The sequence below is a fragment of the Rhodopirellula sp. UH5 genome, from assembly GCF_056839225.1.
On the sequence record NZ_CM166390.1, the window covers coordinates 3,447,710 to 3,469,075 of the forward strand.

Here is a 21,366-nt window from a genome sequence, read left to right on the forward strand (position 1 = left end):
GTGTGAGCTGAGGGACGCCCGAATTGTAACGGCGAGGCGACGACTGTGTCCCCCCGGGGTCGCCGTGATCGACGCCAAACTTCACACTGTGCGCTCCCAACGCCATTCACGGACAGCCCCCATGAACGATTCGCAACCCACCCCCTCCGAGCAACCACCCAAGCGAGATTTGTATCCCAACGAACTCGCCGAGCAAAATCACAACCGCCAGCCCCGAGCAGACCTGCCATGGCACGTCGCGTTTGACCTCAATGAGGTCGAAGCGGGCCTCGCTGAACGCCTGGCCGCCGCGCCCGACACCGAATCCTTTGCTCGGGAAGCCTTGGTCGGTGATCGAATTCTCGCCGTGATTTTTCACGCCGGCCAGTGGTACGCGATGGACGGCATCTGCACCCACCAAGGCGGCCCGCTCGCGGAAGGTCATGTGGCGGACGGCTGCGTGACCTGCCCCTGGCATGGATGGCAATACGAACTGGAGACCGGAACCCAAACGACCAGCCGCCAACCGCTGCAAGCGGTGTTTCCGATCCGACAAAACGGGACGGCAATCGAAGTCCAACTGCCGTGACGCACAATCGCGTTGCAGCCCTCCTATCGTTGCCAGAGAATCAGCGGCAGCTCCAGCGGCACCGCGACACCTTCGTGCTGGGGCAGAATCCGGGCGGTGTAGTCGTTCGCGGGTCGGGTGCTCGGCACCGACAACTCGTAAACAAGATGACTCGCTTGGTCGTCGACCTGACGGTTCATCAACAACCGTTCCGGCTCGCCGTCTTGAATCGCATCGGCGAACATCTCCACTCGGATGCACCCGGCTTCCAAACCGCCGGGATCCACCTGCACCACAAAATGATGCTCGCTCTCGCTCGATGTGACCGCGACATCCACAAACCGAATCGAAGACCATCTCTCCATCAACGCATGCTTCCAATTCACCAGATTGGTGCCTGCCACGCCGCCAAGCTTGGTTCGTGACTGAATGCGATTCGCGGCTGGAATGTAAATCTTCTCGGTGTACTCGCAGACCGTTCGCACGGCTGAAAACCGCGGCGTCAGACGTGCCATGCTTTCCCGCATTCTCGCCAGCCAACGCGAAGGGATCCCCAGTTCGTTGCGGTCGTAGTACTCCGGCACAACCTCGTTTTCGAGCAGCTCATAAAGCTGGTTGGCCTCGATCGCATCCCACTGCGGATCGTCCCCATGCTCTTTCCCATCGCCAATCGCCCAACCCACATCAGGTGAATACGCTTCGGCCCACCAGCCATCCAGCTCAGACAGATTCAGGCCCCCATTCACCAACACTTTCATTCCGCTGGTGCCGCTCGCTTCCCAAGGCCGACGCGGCGTGTTCAGCCACACATCGACCCCGCGCACCAAATGCTGCGTCAGCAACATGTCATAGTCGCTGATGAAAATCACGTGCGGACGTACTTCGGCGCGACGGATGAACTGAATCCACTGACGAATCAGATCCTGTCCCGCCTGATCAGCTGGGTGAGCTTTGCCGGCGATGATCAACTGCACGGGACGTTCCGAATTCGACAACAATCTCAACAGGCGATCGGGTTCATGCAGCAACAAATTCGGGCGTTTGTAAGTTGCGAACCGGCGCGCAAAACCGAGCGTCAAGGCAGCGGGGTCAAACAGGTGACGGGCCGCTTCGATGTCCTCTGGCGATGCTCCCGAGCCGGCCAGTTGCCGCGACAATCGGGACCTGGCGTAGTCCACCAACGCGTGAGTCGATGCCAGCCGAAATCCCCACAATTGCTCATCGGTTACCGCCCGCATGTCTTGCTCGAGCGTGTCCGTTGTGCCCCGCCATCGACACTGGCCACAGGCCTTCGTCCACAGGGCATCCGCGGGCGCAGAATCCCAAGTCGGCACGTGCACCCCATTGGTCACATGCGTGATTGGCACTTCCTCTTCGGGCCAATGCGGGAACAAAGGCTCAAACAACTGACGACTGACTTCACCATGCAAGCGGCTGACCCCGTTCACGGCACCGCTGCCGCGCACCGCCAGGTACGCCATGTTGAAAGGTTCCGAATCATCGTCGGCATCGAGGCGTCCCAATGCGAGCAGCTCGCGGACACCGATGCCCAATTGCTCACGAGCATAACGACCAAGATACTGTTCGATCCGACGCGGATCAAAACGATCGAACCCGGCAGCCACCGCCGTGTGGGTCGTGAACAGATTCCCGGCTCGAGTGATCGCCAGGGACGCATCAAACGCCTGCCCCGACTCGTCCATGAAATCGCGAGCCCGTTCCAAGACAGCAAAAGCGGCATGCCCTTCGTTGAGGTGACAAACATCCGGTGCGACCCCCACTGCTTTCAACAGTCGCCATCCGCCGATGCCCAAGACCATCTCTTGCATCAACCGCAGTTCCGGCCCGCCACCATACAACTCACTGGTGATGCTGCGGTACACCGGCAGATTGGCAGGATCGTTGCTATCGAGCAGGTACAGCTTGACTCGTCCGACATTCGCTTGCCAAGCGCGCAACCAAACGGAGTGACCGGGCAAACTGATCTTCAGCCGCAACCATTCGCCATCGTCGGTTCGCAGCGGAGACACGGGAAGCTGCCCCGGATCGTTGTAGGGATACAAAGCTTGCTGGGCGCCGTCCGCATCAATGGCTTGGCGAAAGTAGCCTTGCTGATACAGCAGCCCAATGCCGGTCGCAGGAACGCCCAAATCACTGGCCGCTTTGAGCTGGTCACCCGCAACGTTGCCCAGCCCTCCCGAATAGATCGGCAGTGCCTCGCTAAGCATGTATTCCATGCTGAAGTAAGCCACGCTTTTCAACGCCGACTCGGCATGGAATTGCTGGAACCAACCGGGGGCTTCCGCCGCGTCGCGGCGGACTTTCACCAACTGGTTGACTCGTTCGCGAAACTCGGGATTCGAAAGCTGCTTTTCAATCCGTTCATGAGAAGCCGCTTGCAGCACCACCCAGGGATTCTGAGTCGCTTCCCAAAGCTCCGCGTCGAGCGTCCGCCAAATTTCATCGGTCGCATGGTTCCAGGTTGAGCGCAGGTCGAGCGAGAGCTCTGCCAACAGGTCAAACCCATCGATTTCCGTTGGCAACTGGTCATGCAAAGAAGGCATGTTCATCCATCTTCTCGTTGAGTTTGTGCTCGCTATTTCCCCGGGCGATCCAGCCCGCCACTTTGCTCACTTTCCGAAGGAGCAACGGAGGATCTCAACGCAACTCCAATGCCGTGAGGTCAGACCATCCACCGAACAACAGAGAGACAACATCCTTTTTCCCCAACAGAACCAACCAGTGCGATCGCATTCGCACAACCTGGACGTGTTCGCACACTCTTGGTCATTCGAATGGAGCAAACAGGCAGCTCCGGCAGAACCTCGCCACCGGAATGAGGACAAGGCTTTGACAGGCAAGTCTCATCCCACCCGGCACCAACACATCACAGCGGAGACTTTCCGACGGATGGCACCGAGCCGAACCACCAACCACCCACCCACTGCGATCTCCGGCACTCTGGCACGGGGATCGCAAACATGCAGTGGACCGTCTGTCCAGACACGCTGCCTCGAGCAGCGATCCGAGTTCACTTCAACCCGCCAACGGAGTTCCCCCGATGTCCAGCCTGATGAAAGCGTTCGTGATGCAAGGCATTGATCGCGTCGAGTTCGTCGACAAACCCATTCCTACCCCGGGCCCCAATGACGCCATTGTCAAAACCACCCGAGCCCTGGTGTGCACCTCCGACGTGCACACCGTCAAAGGTGCAATCGGAGATCGAAGCGGTCTGACACTCGGTCATGAAGCGGTGGGCATCGTCACCAAACTTGGCAGTGAAGTTCGCGGTTTCCGCGAAGGTGATCGTGTGGCGGTCAATGCGATCACGCCCTGCTTTCAGTGCGAAAACTGTCAACGCGGCTACTCTTCGCAATGCGGCGAGATGCTTGGTGGTTGGAAGTACGCGAACATCAAAGACGGCAGTTTCGCAGAGTACTTTCACGTCAACGACGCCAAAGCGAATTTGACTCCAATTCCCGATTCGATCTCCGATGACACCGCCGTCTACGCTTGCGACATGATGTCGACTGGGTTCATGGGAGCCGAACATGCCAACATCCCCTTGGGAGGCACCGTGGCGATCTTTGCCCAAGGTCCCGTGGGTTTGATGGCAACCGTTGGCGCTCGGTTGCTGGGGGCAGGGTTGGTCATCGGAGTCGATGGGATGGAGAAACGCCTCGAACTTTCTCGGCACTTCGGCGCTGACGTTGTCCTGAACTTCAACCAAGTCGATCCGGTGGAAGAAATTCGCAAACTGACCGGAGGTGTCGGCGTCGACTCCGCGATCGAGTGCCTCGGGGCTCAGCTCACCTTTGAGTCCTGTATCAAGGCAACCCGGCCGGGCGCAACGATCTCAGTCGCGGGTTACTTTGGACACGGCGACTGCGTCAACATCCCACGCCTGGAATGGGGCGTCGGCATGAGTGACAAAGTCATTCGGACAGGACTGTGCCCCGGCGGAAACGTCCGCATGTCGCGACTGCTTCGCCTGCTGGAAACTGGACGTGTCGATCCATCGCCTTTGACGACGCATTCATTCGACTTTGACGAGGTTGGAAAAGCCCTGCACATGATGGAAACCAAAGAAGACGGCATGCTCAAACCGTTGATCCGGTTCTGATCCCGCCCATTCTGCTCCATCCCTCACCGTTGACGAGCCTCGCAGGATTAAACGGACTCGCCGCGTCCCACCTCGGCCCGCGTACGTCGTGCAGTTCTGAAGCGCCGTGCTTCTAGCGTCTTGCGACCCCCGTCCGCGCAGGAGGTCGTGCAGTTTTTAAGTACCGTGTTGCCAAGTGTTTATTACCACCCTCCCTTGGGACGTTCGAAAAACAAATGGTGGCGGGCGTCTGGGTATCGCCCCGGATGGGGCCGTCGTGCTTAGCTCGGGGCGGAAGCCCCGAGAGACCGATGCCGGAAAACAAACGGTCGCCCCGGATGGGGCCGTCGTGGGAGTTGGGGGCGTCCCTCGCTCACGCGTCGGGTTGTGATTGGTGGTTGCTGCGGAAACCCGCCAAAATGCAGCACCAAAAAACGGCACGACCTCCAGGATCGAGGGTGGTCCTTGGAACGCACCATCACCTTCTCGAACAGCGGGTTTGGCTCACGCCTTTGCAGGCGACGTCCCACCAACGCGAAACCAATCGATCGCATGATGCTGATCGCTGGCGGAGAAGAATTTGACCTCTGCACTGGTGAAGTACTGGCCGATCTTCGCCATGGCGATTTCCCATTTCTTGTCACCGACGATCGCGATCCGCTTCAGGTCGCCATGGTGCTTGAAACCGAACTTGAGGTCGTCCCAAAACGCCCCCACTTCCCAGCCGTCGACGTGCTCCATGACAAACATCAGGTTGATTTTGCCATGTTCTTCAATCGCTTTTTCAACGCGAGGCAGGAAGGTCTCGTAGTCTTCCGTGGTCAACAATCCAGAAGCCTGGATCTCGATCATGTTCGTTGCTGGATCTTGAATGATTTGAACAGCCATTTTGTTTTCCTTGTGTGGTTGGCTCTTGGGGACGTCCCATCGCCCCGCGACTGGCAAGCGGCTCATCAATGACGACCGGCAAGCGATGGCAAAGAGGGCAAGCGACGTGCCGCTGGGGACCGCAGGCGGCCAAAAGCGATCTGCTTGGGAGAAGATGCTCTGACATCGTTGACCTTGCGGACTGGAACGATTGCGGTGATTCGCGTTGTAACGATCCTGCCGGTTCCTCCTTGCTCGACCGGCCAGTTAAGACCTTCCTAGCGGGTGTGACGAAAACAGGGAATGTCGTGAACAGTCGTTGAGATCCGGCCCTGCCGTTTGCAGCCGAACGACTTCCACACCCGATTTGTGTTGTCCAGGGCTTCCAGAATGCATTCACGATTCCAAACTGCCATGGCTGTCTTGTTGGTCAACGCGATCGGTTGCGCCGGGTCGGGCACGCACCGATTGGCTGACACCACCACCGTCAGCAATCCCCTTGCGGCAGCGCATTCACCGAGCGAGACAAGCGTTCCCGCGAACCTGTCGCCACCTGTCAGCCTGGCTAGCTTCACAGACGTCGAGGCGAATCTGGAGCTGAACGACATGGAAATGGCGGAGGAACCAACACCGCCCCCCGTCGTGCTGGACAGCATCGAACTGAATTCCACCGGTGGCGAATCGCTGCCAGAAGCCTGGGCAATGGCAGTCGCAGTGGATCAGAAACTGCAATCCAAAGCCAATGTGACCGGGGCCGCCGTCTACGCTCACGAGGCAGCGAAGTCGGCCCGAAACCCTTCCCTGAGAACGTTCAATTCTTACACCGCCCTGGATCGAGAACCTGGAATTGGGGTCGACGTTCCTGGACTGGCCTTCCTCGGTTTCAGTTCCCTGCCGATCGGAGAAAAGGATTTCTTTTCATCCGCCACTTTCGCGTCAGTCCCCGTTTACACGAGTGGGCGGATTAGCAGCACCATTGACGCCACCTGCGCCAATGTGCACGCGTCGCGTTTCGACCAACGCTCCGAACGGCACGACTTAAAAATGGAGGTGGCCGAAGCGTTTGTGAATGTCTTGAAGGCGGCCAAACTCGTCGAAGTCGCTCGGATCAGCGTCGTCACGCTGGAGAAGCATTTGGTGGATGTCCAGGATTTATTTGGAGAAGGTGTGGTCGCCAACAGCGATGTCTTGGCCGTCAAAACCACCCTTTCCGAGGCTCGCGACAAGCACCTGCAAGCGACCAATGGGCTCGATCTCGCACGCGCAGCCTACAACCGCTATGTCGGACGACCGCTGGACGCACCAGTGACACTCGCCGAGATTTCGAATTCGCAACCCATGAATTCGGAATTCGAGGCGGTTGGACTGCCGGCCGATGCTGGGCCCAATGAATTGATTGCAACGGCACTGGCACAACGATCTGAATTGCAGGCAGTCGCCCACAAATCAAACGCACTTCGTCATCAAGCAAAGCGTGAACTGGCGGCCTTGGGACCTCAGGTGGGTGCCGCGGGCGGATTCAGTTTTCTTGAAAATGAAAACCTCACGCACGAAGGATTTTGGTCCGCTTCTCTATTGGCTGAATGGACCCTTTTTGATGGCGGAGTCGCTCGCAACAAAGCCGCCGCACTCCGACAGCAGGCCTCCGCGTTGGCTCGGCTCAAACAAGACCTGGAAAGCCGCATCGCATTGCAAGTCAAGCAGTCCTGGCTCAATCTACAAAACGCGAACGACCGTATCCTGGTCGCCGAAACATCCGTTGAACAGGCGGAAGAAAACCTTCAGTCAGCCCTGGACCGCTACCGCCAAGGAGTCGGCACCAACACCGAAGCCTTGGACGCTCAGACGTTGTTGGCGCAAAGTCGCAACAGCTATTTCTCGGCGAAGTATGACGCCGCCCTCGCTCGCGTGATGCTCGACCGAGCAACCGGCAATCTGTAAGCAGATCGGCAGGAGTCTTTCTGCATTCGAACTGTTTCGGTTAGCGTTGTTGCCCCCACGTGCAACCGGGGCCGACGCTGGGCTGCTAAATGTTTGGTGTTGTGGAGCCTATTCGTTTGCACAAGTTTTCATCTGAAATGTCCTGGCTCCCCTCGCCCCGACCTGATCAGGAGGCATCGGCTCTGCGGAAGCTTGTGCAAATACGCTCGCTGCCCCCTGCCCGGCAGTGCGATGTCGTCACACCAGCAGTCTGGTCCCGTCGGATATCAAGTCCGTCTCTCGTGCGACCGTGCCTTTGGGCACCTTGGATGACAATGGCACACCCTGTGCTTTGAGGCGTCTGCTGTTTGTCGTCCACGAACAAAGGCAGAGCGAATCGAGTTTGCAATTTCGTTTGAAGTGACGGCGATCTTCTTCATGATCAGGATCCGTCACGATGGCGAAGTTATTCAAACGATTGTCCATGCTCTTGTTGCTCGCGGCATGCGTGGTGGGAGGCTACTTCGCCTGGGATCGCTGGGGACGGGTGGAACCGCTGCCCGATGGACTGGTTCAAGCAAACGGCCGCATCGAAGGCGACCACGTCACCGTCGCCAGCAAGTTCGCCGGCAAGGTTCACGAACTACTTGCTCGCGAAGGCGACAGTGTTCAAGCCGGACAGGTTTTGGCTCGCTTGGACAGCCAGCAGGTCCAGGCCAAACTACGACAAGCCGAGCAGGCCGTCCAAGCCGCGCAGGCTCAGTACCGAGCGGCCCAATCAGGGCTCGAGTTGCTCGAAAGTGAAGTGCCATTGATGATTGAAACGGCGGAGGCATCGCTGGAGCATGCCAAGGCGGTCGTTGCAAAAGCGAAAGCCGCCGAGCAGCAATCGGCTCGCGACGCCAAGCGATTCACTGAACTTGCGTCTCGTGGAACCATCGACCAACGCAAGGGCGAAGAAGCTGAACTCGCTTGGACGGTCGCCAAGAACGATGTGCGCGTGGCCGAGACCGCTTTGACGCAAGCCGAAAAGCAACTGGCCGAAGCAAACCTGGGCGACCGTCGCGTTCAGGCCAAACGGCAAGAACTCGAAGCACTCGCCGCCCAAGTGGCGGGCGCAGAAGCCGTTCGAGACGAAGCCCAAAGTGTCCTCGATGACTTGACCATCACCGCCCCCGCGGACGGCGTCATCACCACGCGCGTCGTTGACATTGGTGAGATCGTCGCCGCTGGTTCCCCCTTGTTCGACCTCGTGAATCTCGACCGCCTGTACCTGAAGGTCTACGTGCCTGAAGTCGAAATCGGACGGGTGCGTTTGGAATTGCCCGCACGGATCCACACCGACGCCTACCCCGAAACGCCATTTCCAGCCACTGTCCGCTACGTTTCGAGCCGGGCTGAATTCACCCCCAAGGAAGTGCAAACGCCTGATGAACGCGTGAAGCTGGTCTACGCCGTCAAGCTGTACTTGGATGAGAACCCCGATCATCGACTGACGCCCGGTTTGCCAGCCGATGCCGTGGTGCGATGGAAGGAGGACACGCCATGGGCCAACCCCCAATGGTAGACGCCGGCCGCAGTCACTCCGCCGACACCACCTCGTCACCTGCTTCCGAACCGATCGTTCGCGTCACAGAATTCCGCAAGACCTATGGTCGTACAATCGCCGTCGATGGCATCGACCTGGAAATCAGTCGCGGAGAGATCTACGGCCTGATAGGTCCCGATGGTGCCGGTAAGAGCAGTCTGATGAAAGCCATCGCAGGTGTCCTCACCTACGACAGCGGAACACTCGAAGTTTTTGGAACCCAGGTTGATTCAGAACAATCCGCGGAAACGATCAAAGATCGAATTGGCTTGATGCCACAAGGCCTGGGGCTGAACCTTTACGCCGACCTGACCATCGAAGAAAACGTGGACTTCTTCGGTCAAATCCGACTGGTTCCCAAAGAGATTCTGGAGCAACGCAAGAAACGCTTGCTCGAGATGACCCGGCTCGACAAATTTCGCGATCGGGCGATGAAGAATCTCTCGGGAGGAATGAAGCAAAAGCTAGGGCTGGTCTGTTGCCTGATCCACCATCCCCAACTCGTGGTGCTGGACGAACCCACCACGGGAGTCGACCCGGTCTCACGTCGAGATTTCTGGAGCATTCTTGCTCAATTGCTGCGAGAAGAACAAATCACAGCGTTGGTTTCCACCGCCTACATGGACGAAGCAACGCGATTCCATCACGCCGCACTGTTGTTCGACGGGAAGGTGCTCGCTCGGGGTGAACCGGACGAGATCGCAGCGCTCGTTCCAGGCCGAATTGTGCAGGCCAAGGCCGAACCACAAGCGGAATCGCTGGGGATCCTCAAACAGACGTTCCCGCAATCCGAAGCGGTTGGACCGTGGCTCCGCGTGTTCGTCGACGACGCTGACGATGAACAGGCCAAACAGGCCGTCACGTCTCGGATTGAAAAGTTCTCACCACATGAAATGCATGTTGCGGAACCGGATCTGGAAGACGTGTTCATTGCCTTGCTGCGGCGACGTGGACTCACGGACAACGATGACGTGCAAACAGCGTCTTCGACTTCCAACACAAACGCCCGACACGCGGACGGACTCGCCATCGAAGCGAACGAACTGGTGCGAGAATTCGGTTCTTTCCGAGCCGTCGATCGCGTCAACTTCCGCGTCGAACAGGGTGAGATCTTTGGACTGCTGGGTGCCAACGGCGCGGGCAAAACAACGGTCATCAAGATGCTGACGGGTCTGTTGCCGCCGACGGCAGGAACGGGCCGCGTTGCCGGTGCCGAAATGCGCCGCGCGGGTCAGGCGATCAAGGAACGCATTGGCTACATGTCCCAGGCGTTCTCGTTGTACCAGGACCTGAGCGTCGTCGAGAACATTCGCTTGTACGCAGGGATCTACGGACTCTCTCGACGCCGGGCACGTGAGCGGACCGAATGGATCATCGACATGGCTGGACTGTCGGGTCGTGAAAACTCGCTCTCGGGAAGCCTGCCGATGGGCGTGCGTCAACGACTGGCCATCGGCTGTGCATTGGTTCACCGTCCGCAAGTCCTGTTTCTCGATGAACCAACATCGGGGGTCGACCCAATCGGCAGACGTCGTTTGTGGGACATCATTTTTGACCTGTCTCGCAACGAAGGCGTGGCGATTCTTGTCACCACACACTACATGAGCGAAGCGGAACACTGCGACCACATTGCGATGATGTACGCCGGACGCGTCTTTGCCGACGCTTCGCCGAGCGAACTCAAAGCGAGCTTACGAAACGAATCGGGCCAACTGCTTGAAGTCACCACGGACAATCCGTTGGCCGCCCTCGAAGTCCTCGAATCAGAAGGGTTTCCAGGGGTGTCCTTGTTCGGAAAACGCATTCACTTCCTCGCGTCGGATCCAGCGGTCGCCGAACAGCGAGTCAGGGACGCTTTGAAGCAGTCCAACATTGAGGTGCTGTCGGTGTTGGAACAACCGCTGACGATGGAAGACGTGTTTGTGAACCGCGTCCTCGCCCTTGAAAAAGCCGACGCGAGAGCAAACGGGGAAACGCAATGAATCTGCGTCGCGTCGCCGCCGTGGCATCCAAAGAATGGCGAGAGATCGTGCGAGACCGCATGTTTCTCGCGCTCACGTTCCTGGTGCCAGTCTCGTTGATGCTCGTCGTTGGGTATGGCCTCTCACTGGACGTCGAAGACATCCCACTCGCGATTGTGGATCGTGACGGGACAAACCTGAGCCGCGAATATGCTTACCGCTACATCGACTCACGCTACTTTGATTTCAAGGGGTACGCGCTCGACGTGCACGACCTGTCGCCTCTGTTAGCGGACAACAAAATCCGTGCTGCCATCATTCTCCCGGAGAACTTCCAAAAGGAACTTCTTGGTGGCCGGCCGGTGGTGGTGCAAACCCTGATCGACGGGACGTTTCCGTTTCGTGCCCAAACGACCAAGGGGTACGTGCTGGCGATGAACACCTCGTTCTCCAGCGAAGTGCTGGCATCGTATATCTCCAAACGCCGCGGAATCCCATTGGCGCAAGCCGCCACGTCCATCCGTCCGGTCACCTTGGAAGCGAGGTATCTCTACAACCAAAGCATGAAAAGCGATTGGGCGATTGCCCCGCGGCTGATCATGGTCATCTTGATGATGACGCCCCCGTTCTACACGGCGCTCGGAATCGTTCGCGAAAAAGAACGCGGGTCGATCTACAACATCTATTCATCGACTGTCACAAGACTCGAATTCCTGATTGGGAAACTGATTCCCTATGTGGGCATTTCCTCCGCCAATGCGGTGATTCTCTGGCTGATCGCGACCCAGCTCTTTGGTGCTCCCTTCAAAGGCAGCTTGCTGTTCTTCATCCCGGCAACGCTGCTGTACATCATTTGCACCACCGGTCTGGGATTGGTTGTCTCCGTCCTGGTGCGAACCCAAGTGGCCGCCATGGTGGTGACCTTCATCGTCACGGTCATCCCTTCCATCCTCTATTCGGGAGTGATCGTGCCGATTTCATCGCTCAGTCCAACGGCACAAATGACCGCCCATGGACTGCCGGCGATGTACTACACCAACATCATCGTCGGCACCTTCATGAAAGGGGTGGGACTGCGTGAGCTATGGCCTGATGTTCTGGTCCTGGCGTTCTACGCAGCTGGGCTGATGACAATCGGATATCGAATGTTCCACAAAAGGCCCAGCACATGAGTCCCGAAACTCGAACAGCAGGAGAACGACGTTCGCAGCACGCGGCTGACGAACCAGAGGCTCGCCCCCGGCGCGGCCGAGCATTCGTTGTGTGGTGGAACCGCATGCGAGTGATGACGATCAAAGAGTACCTGCAACTCTACCGCGATCGAATTTTGATTGTGTTCATGCTGTACGCCTTCACGCTGGAAGTCTTCCTGGCCGGATCAGGAGTCAGCATGCAATTGCAGAATGGAGCCTTGCAGATCCACGATTCCGATCACAGCTTCGCGTCGCGAGAACTGATCCATCGCTTTCGCCCGCCTCAATTCAGCATCGATGGCGAAGTTCTCAATCACGGCGAGAGCATTGATTTGCTCGACCGCGGGGAAGCGATGATGGTGCTCGATATCCCGCCGCAGTTTCAGGAATCCCTCTTGGCCGGCGAAACCACCAGCGTGCAATTGCAGATCGACACTTCGAACCCCGTCCTGGGATTTTTGGCGACCAGCTATGGTGAGCAGATTGTCGGGCAATATGGACTGGAGGCCGCGATGCAGCGAGAAGGCATCGGCCTGAACGAACAAGCTGCGCCGATCATCCACGAAGAACATCGTGTTTGGTACAACGCCAATCAGGACGACGCGTGGTTCATGTCCGTCGTGGAGATGCTCAATGTCATCACGATGTTTGCGATCCTGCTGCCGGCCTCTGCGATGGCCCGTGAGAAAGAACGCGGCACCGTTGAACAACTCTTGGTTTCACCGCTGTCGACGTTTCAAATGATGTTTCCCAAGGTGCTCGCCATGACCAGTGTGATCCTGGTGGGCACCATGATCACGATTCATCTGATCTTGCAACCCTTCTTTGGCGTCCCTTTTCGCGGCAGCCTGACGCTGTTCATGGCAGTGACCGCGATTTATGTTTTCACGACCGCTGGGATCGGAATGCTGCTGGCGACCATCGCCAGGAACTTGGCCCAAGTCGGCATGCTGACCGCCTTGATCTTCATCCCCATGGTCTTCCTCTCAGGAGCATGGACGCCGCCCGAGAACATGCCGCCGGTGCTTCGCGCTGTCAGCGCCATCGCGCCGCTGCATCACTACATCGACGCCAGCCTCGGCATCATGCTCAAAGGGTCCGGCATTGGGTTATTGTGGGATTCGATCCTCGCCATTGCTCTGTTCGGAGCTGCCATCTACGGGATGAGCATGGGGTACTTCCGCCGCCAATTCGGGTGAGCAATGACCGTGCATTGCTCCGGCTGAGACCTGATCACGCGAACCGTTGCGGGCAACGGCTCTACGCTGGCAGACCAGCGATCGTTTTTTCGATTCGTGCTGTCACCTTGGCTTGGCCCAGAACCGCCAGCGTTTCAAACATGCCGAATCCGCTGGCCGCTCCCGTCGTCGCGACTCGCAAGGCGTGAATGATTTGGCCGATCTTGATGCCTTCCGATTCGCAGAATGACTTCACCGTGGTTTCCACGCTGGCCGCGTCAAACTCGGTCGCTGCTTTCAAAGTCTCGTTCAGCTTCGCAAGCAACTCCTTCGCGCCATCGGCCTTGACCAGACGTTTCTCGTACGCCTTTTCGTCGATGGCATAGTCGTCCACGAAGCAGTAGTCGAAATCGATGATGTCGCCGGCCATCTTCAAACGATCACCGGCAGCAGCCAGAACCTCGTTCAACGTTTCATCGGAATCACCTTCGGCAACAAAGCCAGCGGCGACCGCAAACGGGCGAACCAACTCGGCTCGTTTCTCGTCGGACAATGCCGCGAACGCATCGCCTTCGAACGATTGCAATTTGGCAGGGTCGAATGAGGCAGGAGCCTTGTTGACTCGGTCCAGAGTGAACTTCTCGATCATTTCCGCGACCGTGAACTTTTCGGTTTCGCCGTCCAGCGACCAACCCAGCAACAACAGGTAGTTGAGCAACGCATCGGGCAAGAATCCGATTTCACGATAGAAATCGACCAGCACGGGATTGAACGTGTCCGCGTCGATTTGCATGTTGCAACGCTCGGCAATCTTTTCGCCGTGAGCCAGCAACACTGCGAAGTCGCGGTTCTTCTTGTACTTGTCGAGTTTTCGCTTGCTCAACTTGGCAGATCCACCGGGCTCAGCCACATAGGGCAGGTGAGCGTAGATCGGCAGGTCATACCCGAGGGATTGAGCGATGAAGACTTGGCGAGCCGTGTTGGGCAGGTGTTCCGCGGCCCGAACGACGTGCGTGATCTTCAGTTCGTGATCATCGACGACGCTGGCCAGGTGATACAGCGGGCTGCCGTCAGCACGCGCGATCACATGGTCTTGTTCCGACGCCCATTCCACGACGACTTCGCCGCGGATCAAATCTTGGATCACGCATTGTCCTTCGCGGGGCATCTTCAGACGCAGGACGCCTTGGCGACCTTCGGCTTCGAACTTGGCCGCGGCCGCTTCGTCTTCCGCCATCCAGCGGCGATCGTAGACAAATGCCTCGCCGGCTTTTTGAGCTTCTTCGCGCAGTGCCTGCAACTCATCGGGCTTGGCAAAATCACGGTAGGCGTGACCGTCGGCGAGCAGCTTCTCAGCCGCGGCTCGGTACAAATCGCCTCGCTGTGATTGGAAGTAGGGACCGTGGGGGCCGCCGACATCGGGGCCTTCGTCCCAGTCCATCCCGAGCCAACGAAAACCGTCCAGGATCGGTTTCAGGGCCGCCTCGACATTGCGTCCCGCGTCCGTGTCGTCGATTCGCAGGATGAATTGCCCGCCAGCCTGTTTCGCGAGCAGCCAATTGAAAAGTGCGGTACGGACGCCGCCGATGTGCAAGTATCCGGTCGGGCTGGGGGCAAATCGCGTGCGAATCATGGTCGATCAACAGTGGAGATGGAAAGGTGAGTGGGCCGAACAAGCGGGTTCAAACCCTGGAGCGTTTGATGCATCCAACGCTCAGCGACAATGCTAGCAGGCGGCCGAACCTTTCCTAACCCACCAACCAAAATCATGCCAGCCACCCTCACGGCTCGACCGACTCCAAAGCCGCTACGCAAGAATGATTGGGTTTCACCTTGTGAGTCGTTTGGGCGTTCGCCTGGGCTGCGAAATGTTTGATGTTGGCGTTCGGATAGCGAATGCAATTTTCCTTCCGGCTTGCTGTCTTTCTTCATCCCGGTAGGGATGTCAGATGGTAGCCGGGAGTTGCTGCGTAGCAGCGTACCCCCGGAAAACGAGCGTCCCAAAAAACACTCTCCATCCCGCCGTGGCCATCGGCCACGGCGGGATGGAGAGTGGCGGCGTGGGCTACAGGTCCGTCGGTGGCGCGATCGCTTGCCGACGGCTACCATCTGAAATCCCTACCGGGATGAAAACTTGCGCAAACGAATGCGTTCCATCACACCAAATATTTCGCAGCCCAGCGTTCGCCCCGGTTTTGCGTGGGAACCGTGGCGAACGCCAAACGGCTCACATACCCGATGACACCTGCGTACCTGCTTCGCTCTCGTCTGATGGATTCCAAGCCGGTCGGACTGACTTGAAAACGACGAAAAGCCCGACGGGCCTGCAAGCAGACCGGTCGAGCTAGTCGTGGGGGTGGGTCGTGGATCCAACGCGCGTGTGTCGGACGACAACCACCCAAGCCTCCGCCCCTACGAAGGTGATGAGAACCGATCTGGCCCGGTCAGTGACTCGGGTTCAGACCTGGTTCGTGTTCAGGTGTTTCAGCGAGGGATGGGTTTCCGTCGCACAGGTTGTGGTGAGTACTCGGCAGGTTCCGCGACCGATGTGGTCACGGGTGCCGTGTAGGCCGCGGGTTGGACTCGGCGAGCCGTTCCCCACGACGCACCATCGCTGGACGATGCGGCGGGCGACCGAAGTGGCTGTGCCGATTCGATCGAAGGAGCCGGTGTCGGAACGGTCACGGGAGCCGACAGCCGATCAATGGGCTGAGGAGCCTGCAACATTTCGTGAGTGCTGGTGCCGTACTCGCTGAGTGGTTGATCTTCAATTCGCATTGGGTCGCGAACAATTCCCATGTCCATTGGCAACGAATCGCCGTTGGCATCGCCGAAGAAGACTTGGCCGTCAGCCGCGTTCATCTCGAACTCACCCGGTGGCAACATTTGCCCGTGGGTGCTGGTTCCACTGCCAACGATTTGCGAAACGGAATCCGCATCCCGAACAGGCCCTTGGCGAACCACGCCTGGACGAGTCACACCGTACTGCAATTTCTTGCCAGCACTTCGTTCACGAGCTCGTTCGAGTGCGTCCCAGTAGGCTTTCTTGTTCCATGGTCCTTCTCGCAGGGTGATGCCGCTGTTGGCGAGCAAGGTTCCCTTCAAGTAGTCCACGTAGCTCAGCGACTTGCTGTATTCGGCCAATGCACGGTAGTAGCTGATCTCGGCTTGAGCCTTGCGTTGCTGACTTTGCAGGACCACGTTGATGTCTCGTGTGCCAGCTTCGTATTCCGCCAATCGAGTTTCCACTTCGGTTTCAAACGCTTGCCATTGCTGGGCGTTGGTGTGAGTCAGTTGGTAATGCGAGCGAGCCTTGCGAACGGCACCCGACAACTTGCTGACAAGCAATCGTTCGTCCTCTTGCAACTTGGATCGTTCGCGAACAATGCGGAGCTTTGCGTTCTGGATGCGTGCCAATTCACGACGTGCACCAAAGGCGGGCGGAGTCACTTCGAGGCGTACCGCACCTTCTTGGAAATCACCACCGGTCAGGCTGCCGAGTGCGGAACTGCCTGGTTCAGGAAATTCACCGGTGCCGCCATTGGGAGGACCGAGCGTGTCACCGACACCGACCCAGCGGTACAGCAACGACAGGTTGACCTCGGGAAGGATCTGGTTCTTGGCCGAGATCACTTCCAGTTCTTGTTGCTTGATCCGAGTCTTGGTCTGACGAAGCTCAGGCGACAAGTACAACATCTGAGCAACCGACTCGAACCAATCGAATTCAACTCGAGCGAGCGTTGGTTCGTCGATCGGACGAATCAAAAGCCCATCCGTTGCAGCCAATCCCATCAGCTCCCGCAATCGGTTTTCGGCACCATAGACACCAGCACCATCCGGCCCGGGCAAATTCGATCCAGCCAGTGCCGTTTCGAGCTGAGCTTGGAACTGGAAGTACTGTCCTTTGGCTTGCGAAAATTCTTGCAATGTTCCCGTGCCGTTTTCCAACGCGAGTTGTGCAAACTGCTGAGTCGCCATCGCACTGTTGCGAGCGACCACGGCCGTGGCCACATTGCGATAGGAAACGTACAGGTCCCAGTAAGCGTTCTCAACGTCACGGACCAAGTTGCGAACTTGAATTTCATATTCGGCGATCGACACGTCTTCGTTCAGGCTGGCCAAGACAACCGGGATTCGGTTGACCAAGGTGCCGCGGTTCCGCATCAAAGGTTGTTGAACTTGTGCTTCCATCGTCACGGTGTAATCACTTGGAACCACTCGCGATGCGGAGTTCAGAGCCAACGGTGCCGTGGGCAAGTTGCTGTAACCGTAAACCAATTGGTGACGCAGCGTGGCGACCCCACCGGTTGCGAAGCGTTTGCTGATCGCGGCTTGAGCGGTCACATCATCGGATTGAAACAACGACGTTGAAACAGCACTGTTGCCCGAGTTTCGTGGACGGTCGGTGTTGCTGTAGCTCAGGAAACCGCTGGCTTGAGCATCGAATTCGGCCAAGGCATCTTCGACACCGCCGACTTGGTTGGCTCGCAACACACCACGAGGCAGCGTGCGGTTGCCATTGCTATCCACCGTCAAAGGAACCGACTGAGTGGTCGTTTGCTGGATGGCGACATCATAGATGCTGCCAAACTGATCCGCGGTTCCGCTGATGAACTGATCGGACACGTTTTGACGGGTTTCTGCGATCCCGCTGGTGGTGACGTAGAACTTCGCATTTTGCAACGCGATGTTGGTCGCTTCTTCCAGCGTCAGATCCCAGAACTGGTAGTCGTGATTGCCAATCGCAAGCGGTGGCAACGACTCCGTCGCTTCGGGCAGACTCTCCACGTCCACATCCGGATATTCAATCTGGGTGGCTGAGTTGAGATAGTAGTTCAGGTCCGGAGACTCGTTCAAGAAGAACGGCTGAGTTGGTGCGCACCCACTGGCGATCAGGAGTGTGATTCCCAATTGCAGTTGTGCAGTCAAACGGATCAGTGAGCGATTCATGCCCTGGACTTCCCTGGCGCGGTGCCGCCGCAGAACATGCCCCACGAGTGCCGCGAGTGCGGCATGGCATGTCCCCGAACGGGCCGAGTGTGGAAAGCCCCCCTATGAAAAGTCCCGCCCAACAACGTTCCACCGAATGGAACGAGACCTTCATCCGAAAGTAGTTATCGGATGGCGGTCGGGTAAACTTTGACGGCAATCGGAAAAAACGTGAAGTTTCTCTCCCTTTGTCTGCGCAGCTCGTTTTCGAGCCAAATCGGCACCGTTTCAGCGTCTCTCATCATGAAGATTGGATTGAGAAAGAATGCGTCCTGCCGCAATGTCCAGTACAAAGGGCACTCAGCATGAAACGTTTTTGTGAAACGCGACCAAAGTCGAGCGCCCCCCCGTTCCGTCAAGCAGCGCTCCGCTCCATGCCATCGGCCACGACGAACCAGCGTTCACCGCGATCGCTTCACATTTTCCAAAGACAATGAGCACCTCACGTGAACAGTTGGGGCAACTGTTCTTCTCGGTGACTGGTTCTACTTTGTGACTGACACTCGATCTCCCGCCAACTCTCTCGCCTGAATTCCACCATGAAACTCTCCCAGCGTTTGCATCCTCGCCTGCTTCCTGTTTTCCTCCTGTCGCTCTGTTTCACGTCGCTCTGTTGCTCACAACCGTGCCACGCTGAGGAACCTGCACTGAAATGGTGGAAGGGCAATATCCACGCGCACTCGCTCTGGAGTGACGGCGATCAATTCCCGGAGATGATCGGGGACTGGTACCAATCCGAGGGCTACAACTTCCTGGCCCTGACCGACCACAACGTGCTCAGTGAAGGCTCGCGATGGATGGACTATTCGAAAATCCTGCAGCGCAGCGACGCCGGAATCCTAGATCGCTACCGAGCCCGATTCGGCGACGCGTGGGTCGAAACTCGCGGCACAGAGGATCAAGCGGACTACCAAGTGCGGCTCAAACCGCTCGATGAGTTCCGCTATCTGCTCGAACAACACCACCAATTCATCCTGATTCCCGCGGAAGAAATCAGCGACCGCGGCGATGGCAAACCGGTTCACATCAACGCGACAAACTTGGCCGAAGCCCTCGAACCCGCCGGCGGCGACACGGTTCGCCAAGTGATCGAAAACAACCTGCGAGCGATTCTGGAACACGAAAAGGCTCACGGACGCGAAGTCCTGCCGCACGTGAACCATCCCAACTTTCACTACGCCGTGACCGCCGAGGACCTCGCATCAGTCGTCTCCGAACGGTTCTTCGAAGTCTACAACGGGCACCCCGGTGTCAATCATCTCGGCGACGACGATCACCCCAGCATCGAACGCATGTGGGACATCATCAACGCCCTGCGTCAAACTTCGCTGAACGTCCCACCGATGATGGGCATCGCAACCGATGACAGTCACGAATACCATGGCAAGCCCGGATCGCGCCCCGGCCGCGGATGGGTGATGGTCCGCAGCCAATACCTGACGCCTGAGCACCTGATCCGCGCGATGAAACGCGGCGACTTCTACGCATCCAGCGGGGTCAGCCTGGACGACATGAACTACGACGCCGAGTCACAAACCCTGTCACTGAAAATCCAACCGGATCCCGACACGACGTATCAAACCAAGTTCATCGCCACCCTGGCCAAGGAAGACGGCCTGATCGACGAGCACCGAATCGGCGTGACCGTCGGAGCTTCCGACAGCCTTCAGCCTCAGTACACCCTGACCGGAAAAGAATTGTATGTCCGCGCGGTCGTGACCAGCAGCCAACCTCCCCGAGACCCGTCCTTCCAGGACCAAAAACAGCAGGCTTGGACCCAGCCTGTCGGTTGGGAATCCCCCTGATTCGCCGTTTCCCAGCGGTTTGATCCTGCGAGATCCCGGGACCGTGCGTGAACTCTATGTTGATCGCCGGTCAGAGGCAGATTATCGTAGATCGCATGAGCAAGAACAAAAACCTAAACATCTCCCGGGGTCTCGAAGGCTGGACCGTTCGGATCGTCCGCCAAGGTGAGCAACATTCCAAGTACTTTCGGTTCTCCGATGGCGGGATCCGAAAGTCGCTGGCCAAGGCCCAGAAATGGCGTGACGCCAAGATCAAAGAGCTCGGCGAGCGACAGTGGCGCAAGGGACCTCGCAAAAAACCCACCAACAACACCTCGGGTGTGACCGGCGTCAGCAGAAACTTTTACGGCCGCTGGGTGGCGACTTGGCAGGAAGAGGGGGTCCAACGTTTCTTGACGTTCAAAACCAAGCGGGAAGCCGTCGCACACCGAAAAGCAATGATCGAAGACATGGGCTAGCCGTACGACGGACTTCCGAGTCCGTCGGTGCCAAGAACGATGGATTTCGTAAGGCCATCGCTCTGCGTCCCGACCCAAGCGTTCCGGCAATCCTTTGCACGTCCGCCACACGATGCCTGCGACATGGACTTCGCCGTCGAATCGATCACTCCCCCGTCAGCTTGCCCATGCTGATTCGTTCTTCCACTTGAAATCCGAGTGATCGATAGAATGCAACAACCTCGCTGTTGTCGGCGATCACTTGCAGGTTCACCTTCGGGCAACCACGACGGGCCAGTTCCGATTCAGCATGCCGGACCAATCGAGTCCCCACGCCACGTCGCCGGAAGGCAGGCGACACCGCGACGGAATACAGCCATCCGCGATGCCCGTCGTATCCGGCCATCACCGTGCCCGCCACATTCTCTTCGTCCGTTGCCACGAAGAACAATCCATCGTCCGCAGCCATTTTGCGATCGATCGACGTGCCAGGATCATTATGCCCAGTGGAGCGAGGAAATACCGTCAACCAAAGATCCACAACCGCATCACGATCTTCGGCGACGAACTTGCGAATCAACATGAATCCTCGCCAATCAAGAAACCAATTTTCAGCGATCAATCCGATCGCCGGGTTGCCCAGTAGTTTGGGTCTTGCGAACCGTGTGCGACAGCGACGACAACAACATCCTCGCCATCAACACGGTAGATCACACGAAACGGAAATCGACGCAACAGATAAAAACGATGCCGAGCATCGCATTTTGGAAAGCGCATCG

At 57.9% G+C, this 21,366-nt stretch carries 15 protein-coding genes; 9 read left to right on the forward strand and 6 right to left on the reverse strand.

The features are described from left to right. The first annotated feature begins 121 nt into the window (after positions 1 to 121). Positions 122 to 568 (forward strand): Rieske (2Fe-2S) protein, encoded by a 447-nt coding sequence (locus tag UH5x_RS12215; protein WP_047814227.1) that lies wholly within the window; start codon positions 122 to 124, stop codon positions 566 to 568. Positions 569 to 591: 23 nt separating this feature from the next. Here UH5x_RS12215 and glgP read toward each other — a convergent pair whose 3' ends face one another. Next, positions 592 to 3,117 carry an alpha-glucan family phosphorylase gene (glgP, locus tag UH5x_RS12220; RefSeq protein WP_482635804.1) on the reverse strand — a complete coding sequence of 842 codons (2,526 nt, stop codon included), beginning with the start codon at positions 3,115 to 3,117 and terminating at the stop codon, positions 592 to 594. A gap of 491 nt (positions 3,118 to 3,608) precedes the next feature. Between glgP and UH5x_RS12225 the strand changes: the two genes are divergently transcribed. After that, positions 3,609 to 4,670 carry an NAD(P)-dependent alcohol dehydrogenase gene (locus UH5x_RS12225; RefSeq protein ID WP_482635805.1) on the forward strand — a complete coding sequence of 354 codons (1,062 nt, stop codon included), beginning with the start codon at positions 3,609 to 3,611 and terminating at the stop codon, positions 4,668 to 4,670. Between the two features lie 483 nt (positions 4,671 to 5,153). Here UH5x_RS12225 and UH5x_RS12230 read toward each other — a convergent pair whose 3' ends face one another. Then, a complete protein-coding gene (locus UH5x_RS12230; RefSeq protein WP_482635806.1) occupies positions 5,154 to 5,537 on the reverse strand; it encodes a SpoIIAA family protein in 384 nt (127 codons plus the stop codon). Positions 5,538 to 5,930: 393 nt separating this feature from the next. On the opposite strand from UH5x_RS12230, the gene UH5x_RS12235 reads away from it, so the two are divergent. The 5 genes from UH5x_RS12235 (at position 5,931) to UH5x_RS12255 (ending at position 13,377) form a co-directional block, all read left to right on the forward strand. After that, positions 5,931 to 7,457, forward strand: a complete 1,527-nt coding sequence (locus UH5x_RS12235; RefSeq protein WP_160311427.1) for a TolC family protein — start codon at positions 5,931 to 5,933, stop codon at positions 7,455 to 7,457. 436 nt (positions 7,458 to 7,893) lie between these two features. Continuing rightward, on the forward strand, positions 7,894 to 9,003 hold the full coding sequence (locus tag UH5x_RS12240; protein WP_053061132.1) for an HlyD family secretion protein: 1,110 nt from the start codon (positions 7,894 to 7,896) through the stop codon (positions 9,001 to 9,003). After that, positions 8,982 to 11,006: an ATP-binding cassette domain-containing protein gene (locus UH5x_RS12245; RefSeq protein WP_201778940.1), complete on the forward strand. Its 2,025-nt coding sequence runs from the start codon at positions 8,982 to 8,984 to the stop codon at positions 11,004 to 11,006. The genes UH5x_RS12240 and UH5x_RS12245 overlap by 22 nt, the downstream gene beginning before the upstream one ends. Continuing rightward, positions 11,003 to 12,157 (forward strand): ABC transporter permease, encoded by a 1,155-nt coding sequence (locus UH5x_RS12250; protein ID WP_047814224.1) that lies wholly within the window; start codon positions 11,003 to 11,005, stop codon positions 12,155 to 12,157. The genes UH5x_RS12245 and UH5x_RS12250 overlap by 4 nt, the downstream gene beginning before the upstream one ends. Next, positions 12,154 to 13,377 carry an ABC transporter permease gene (locus tag UH5x_RS12255; protein WP_482635807.1) on the forward strand — a complete coding sequence of 408 codons (1,224 nt, stop codon included), beginning with the start codon at positions 12,154 to 12,156 and terminating at the stop codon, positions 13,375 to 13,377. The genes UH5x_RS12250 and UH5x_RS12255 overlap by 4 nt, the downstream gene beginning before the upstream one ends. Positions 13,378 to 13,438: 61 nt before the next feature. On the opposite strand, the gene gltX is transcribed toward UH5x_RS12255, so the two are convergent. Together gltX and UH5x_RS12265 are read right to left on the reverse strand one after the other, a co-directional pair. After that, on the reverse strand, positions 13,439 to 14,989 hold the full coding sequence (gltX, locus tag UH5x_RS12260; RefSeq protein WP_047814223.1) for a glutamate--tRNA ligase: 1,551 nt from the start codon (positions 14,987 to 14,989) through the stop codon (positions 13,439 to 13,441). An 851-nt stretch (positions 14,990 to 15,840) separates the two neighbouring features. Continuing rightward, the gene (locus UH5x_RS12265) at positions 15,841 to 18,306 is read right to left on the reverse strand and encodes a TolC family protein (RefSeq protein ID WP_047815324.1); all 2,466 of its coding nucleotides are present in this window, start codon (positions 18,304 to 18,306) and stop codon (positions 15,841 to 15,843) included. Between the two features lie 578 nt (positions 18,307 to 18,884). Between UH5x_RS12265 and UH5x_RS12270 the strand changes: the two genes are divergently transcribed. Beyond that, entirely contained in the window at positions 18,885 to 20,150 is a 1,266-nt protein-coding gene (locus UH5x_RS12270) for a CehA/McbA family metallohydrolase domain-containing protein (RefSeq protein WP_482635808.1), read from the forward strand. Between the two features lie 95 nt (positions 20,151 to 20,245). Next, on the forward strand, positions 20,246 to 20,608 hold the full coding sequence (locus UH5x_RS12275) for a hypothetical protein (RefSeq protein WP_236696364.1): 363 nt from the start codon (positions 20,246 to 20,248) through the stop codon (positions 20,606 to 20,608). Between the two features lie 145 nt (positions 20,609 to 20,753). Here UH5x_RS12275 and UH5x_RS12280 read toward each other — a convergent pair whose 3' ends face one another. Next, positions 20,754 to 21,170: a GNAT family acetyltransferase gene (locus tag UH5x_RS12280; protein WP_482635809.1), complete on the reverse strand. Its 417-nt coding sequence runs from the start codon at positions 21,168 to 21,170 to the stop codon at positions 20,754 to 20,756. Positions 21,171 to 21,205: 35 nt separating this feature from the next. Beyond that, entirely contained in the window at positions 21,206 to 21,364 is a 159-nt protein-coding gene (locus UH5x_RS12285; protein WP_102017610.1) for a type II toxin-antitoxin system RelE/ParE family toxin, read from the reverse strand. Between the last annotated feature and the right edge of the window lie 2 nt (positions 21,365 to 21,366).

Coding starts and splice junctions, on each gene's coding strand:
- UH5x_RS12215 (WP_047814227.1), top strand. CDS start 122: ATGAACGATTCGCAACCCACCCCCTCCGAGCAACCACCCAAGCGAGAT.
- glgP (WP_482635804.1), bottom strand. CDS start 3,117: ATGAACATGCCTTCTTTGCATGACCAGTTGCCAACGGAAATCGATGGG.
- UH5x_RS12225 (WP_482635805.1), top strand. CDS start 3,609: ATGTCCAGCCTGATGAAAGCGTTCGTGATGCAAGGCATTGATCGCGTC.
- UH5x_RS12230 (WP_482635806.1), bottom strand. CDS start 5,537: ATGGCTGTTCAAATCATTCAAGATCCAGCAACGAACATGATCGAGATC.
- UH5x_RS12235 (WP_160311427.1), top strand. CDS start 5,931: ATGGCTGTCTTGTTGGTCAACGCGATCGGTTGCGCCGGGTCGGGCACG.
- UH5x_RS12240 (WP_053061132.1), top strand. CDS start 7,894: ATGGCGAAGTTATTCAAACGATTGTCCATGCTCTTGTTGCTCGCGGCA.
- UH5x_RS12245 (WP_201778940.1), top strand. CDS start 8,982: ATGGGCCAACCCCCAATGGTAGACGCCGGCCGCAGTCACTCCGCCGAC.
- UH5x_RS12250 (WP_047814224.1), top strand. CDS start 11,003: ATGAATCTGCGTCGCGTCGCCGCCGTGGCATCCAAAGAATGGCGAGAG.
- UH5x_RS12255 (WP_482635807.1), top strand. CDS start 12,154: ATGAGTCCCGAAACTCGAACAGCAGGAGAACGACGTTCGCAGCACGCG.
- gltX (WP_047814223.1), bottom strand. CDS start 14,989: ATGATTCGCACGCGATTTGCCCCCAGCCCGACCGGATACTTGCACATC.
- UH5x_RS12265 (WP_047815324.1), bottom strand. CDS start 18,306: ATGAATCGCTCACTGATCCGTTTGACTGCACAACTGCAATTGGGAATC.
- UH5x_RS12270 (WP_482635808.1), top strand. CDS start 18,885: ATGAAACTCTCCCAGCGTTTGCATCCTCGCCTGCTTCCTGTTTTCCTC.
- UH5x_RS12275 (WP_236696364.1), top strand. CDS start 20,246: ATGAGCAAGAACAAAAACCTAAACATCTCCCGGGGTCTCGAAGGCTGG.
- UH5x_RS12280 (WP_482635809.1), bottom strand. CDS start 21,170: ATGTTGATTCGCAAGTTCGTCGCCGAAGATCGTGATGCGGTTGTGGAT.
- UH5x_RS12285 (WP_102017610.1), bottom strand. CDS start 21,364: ATGCGCTTTCCAAAATGCGATGCTCGGCATCGTTTTTATCTGTTGCGT.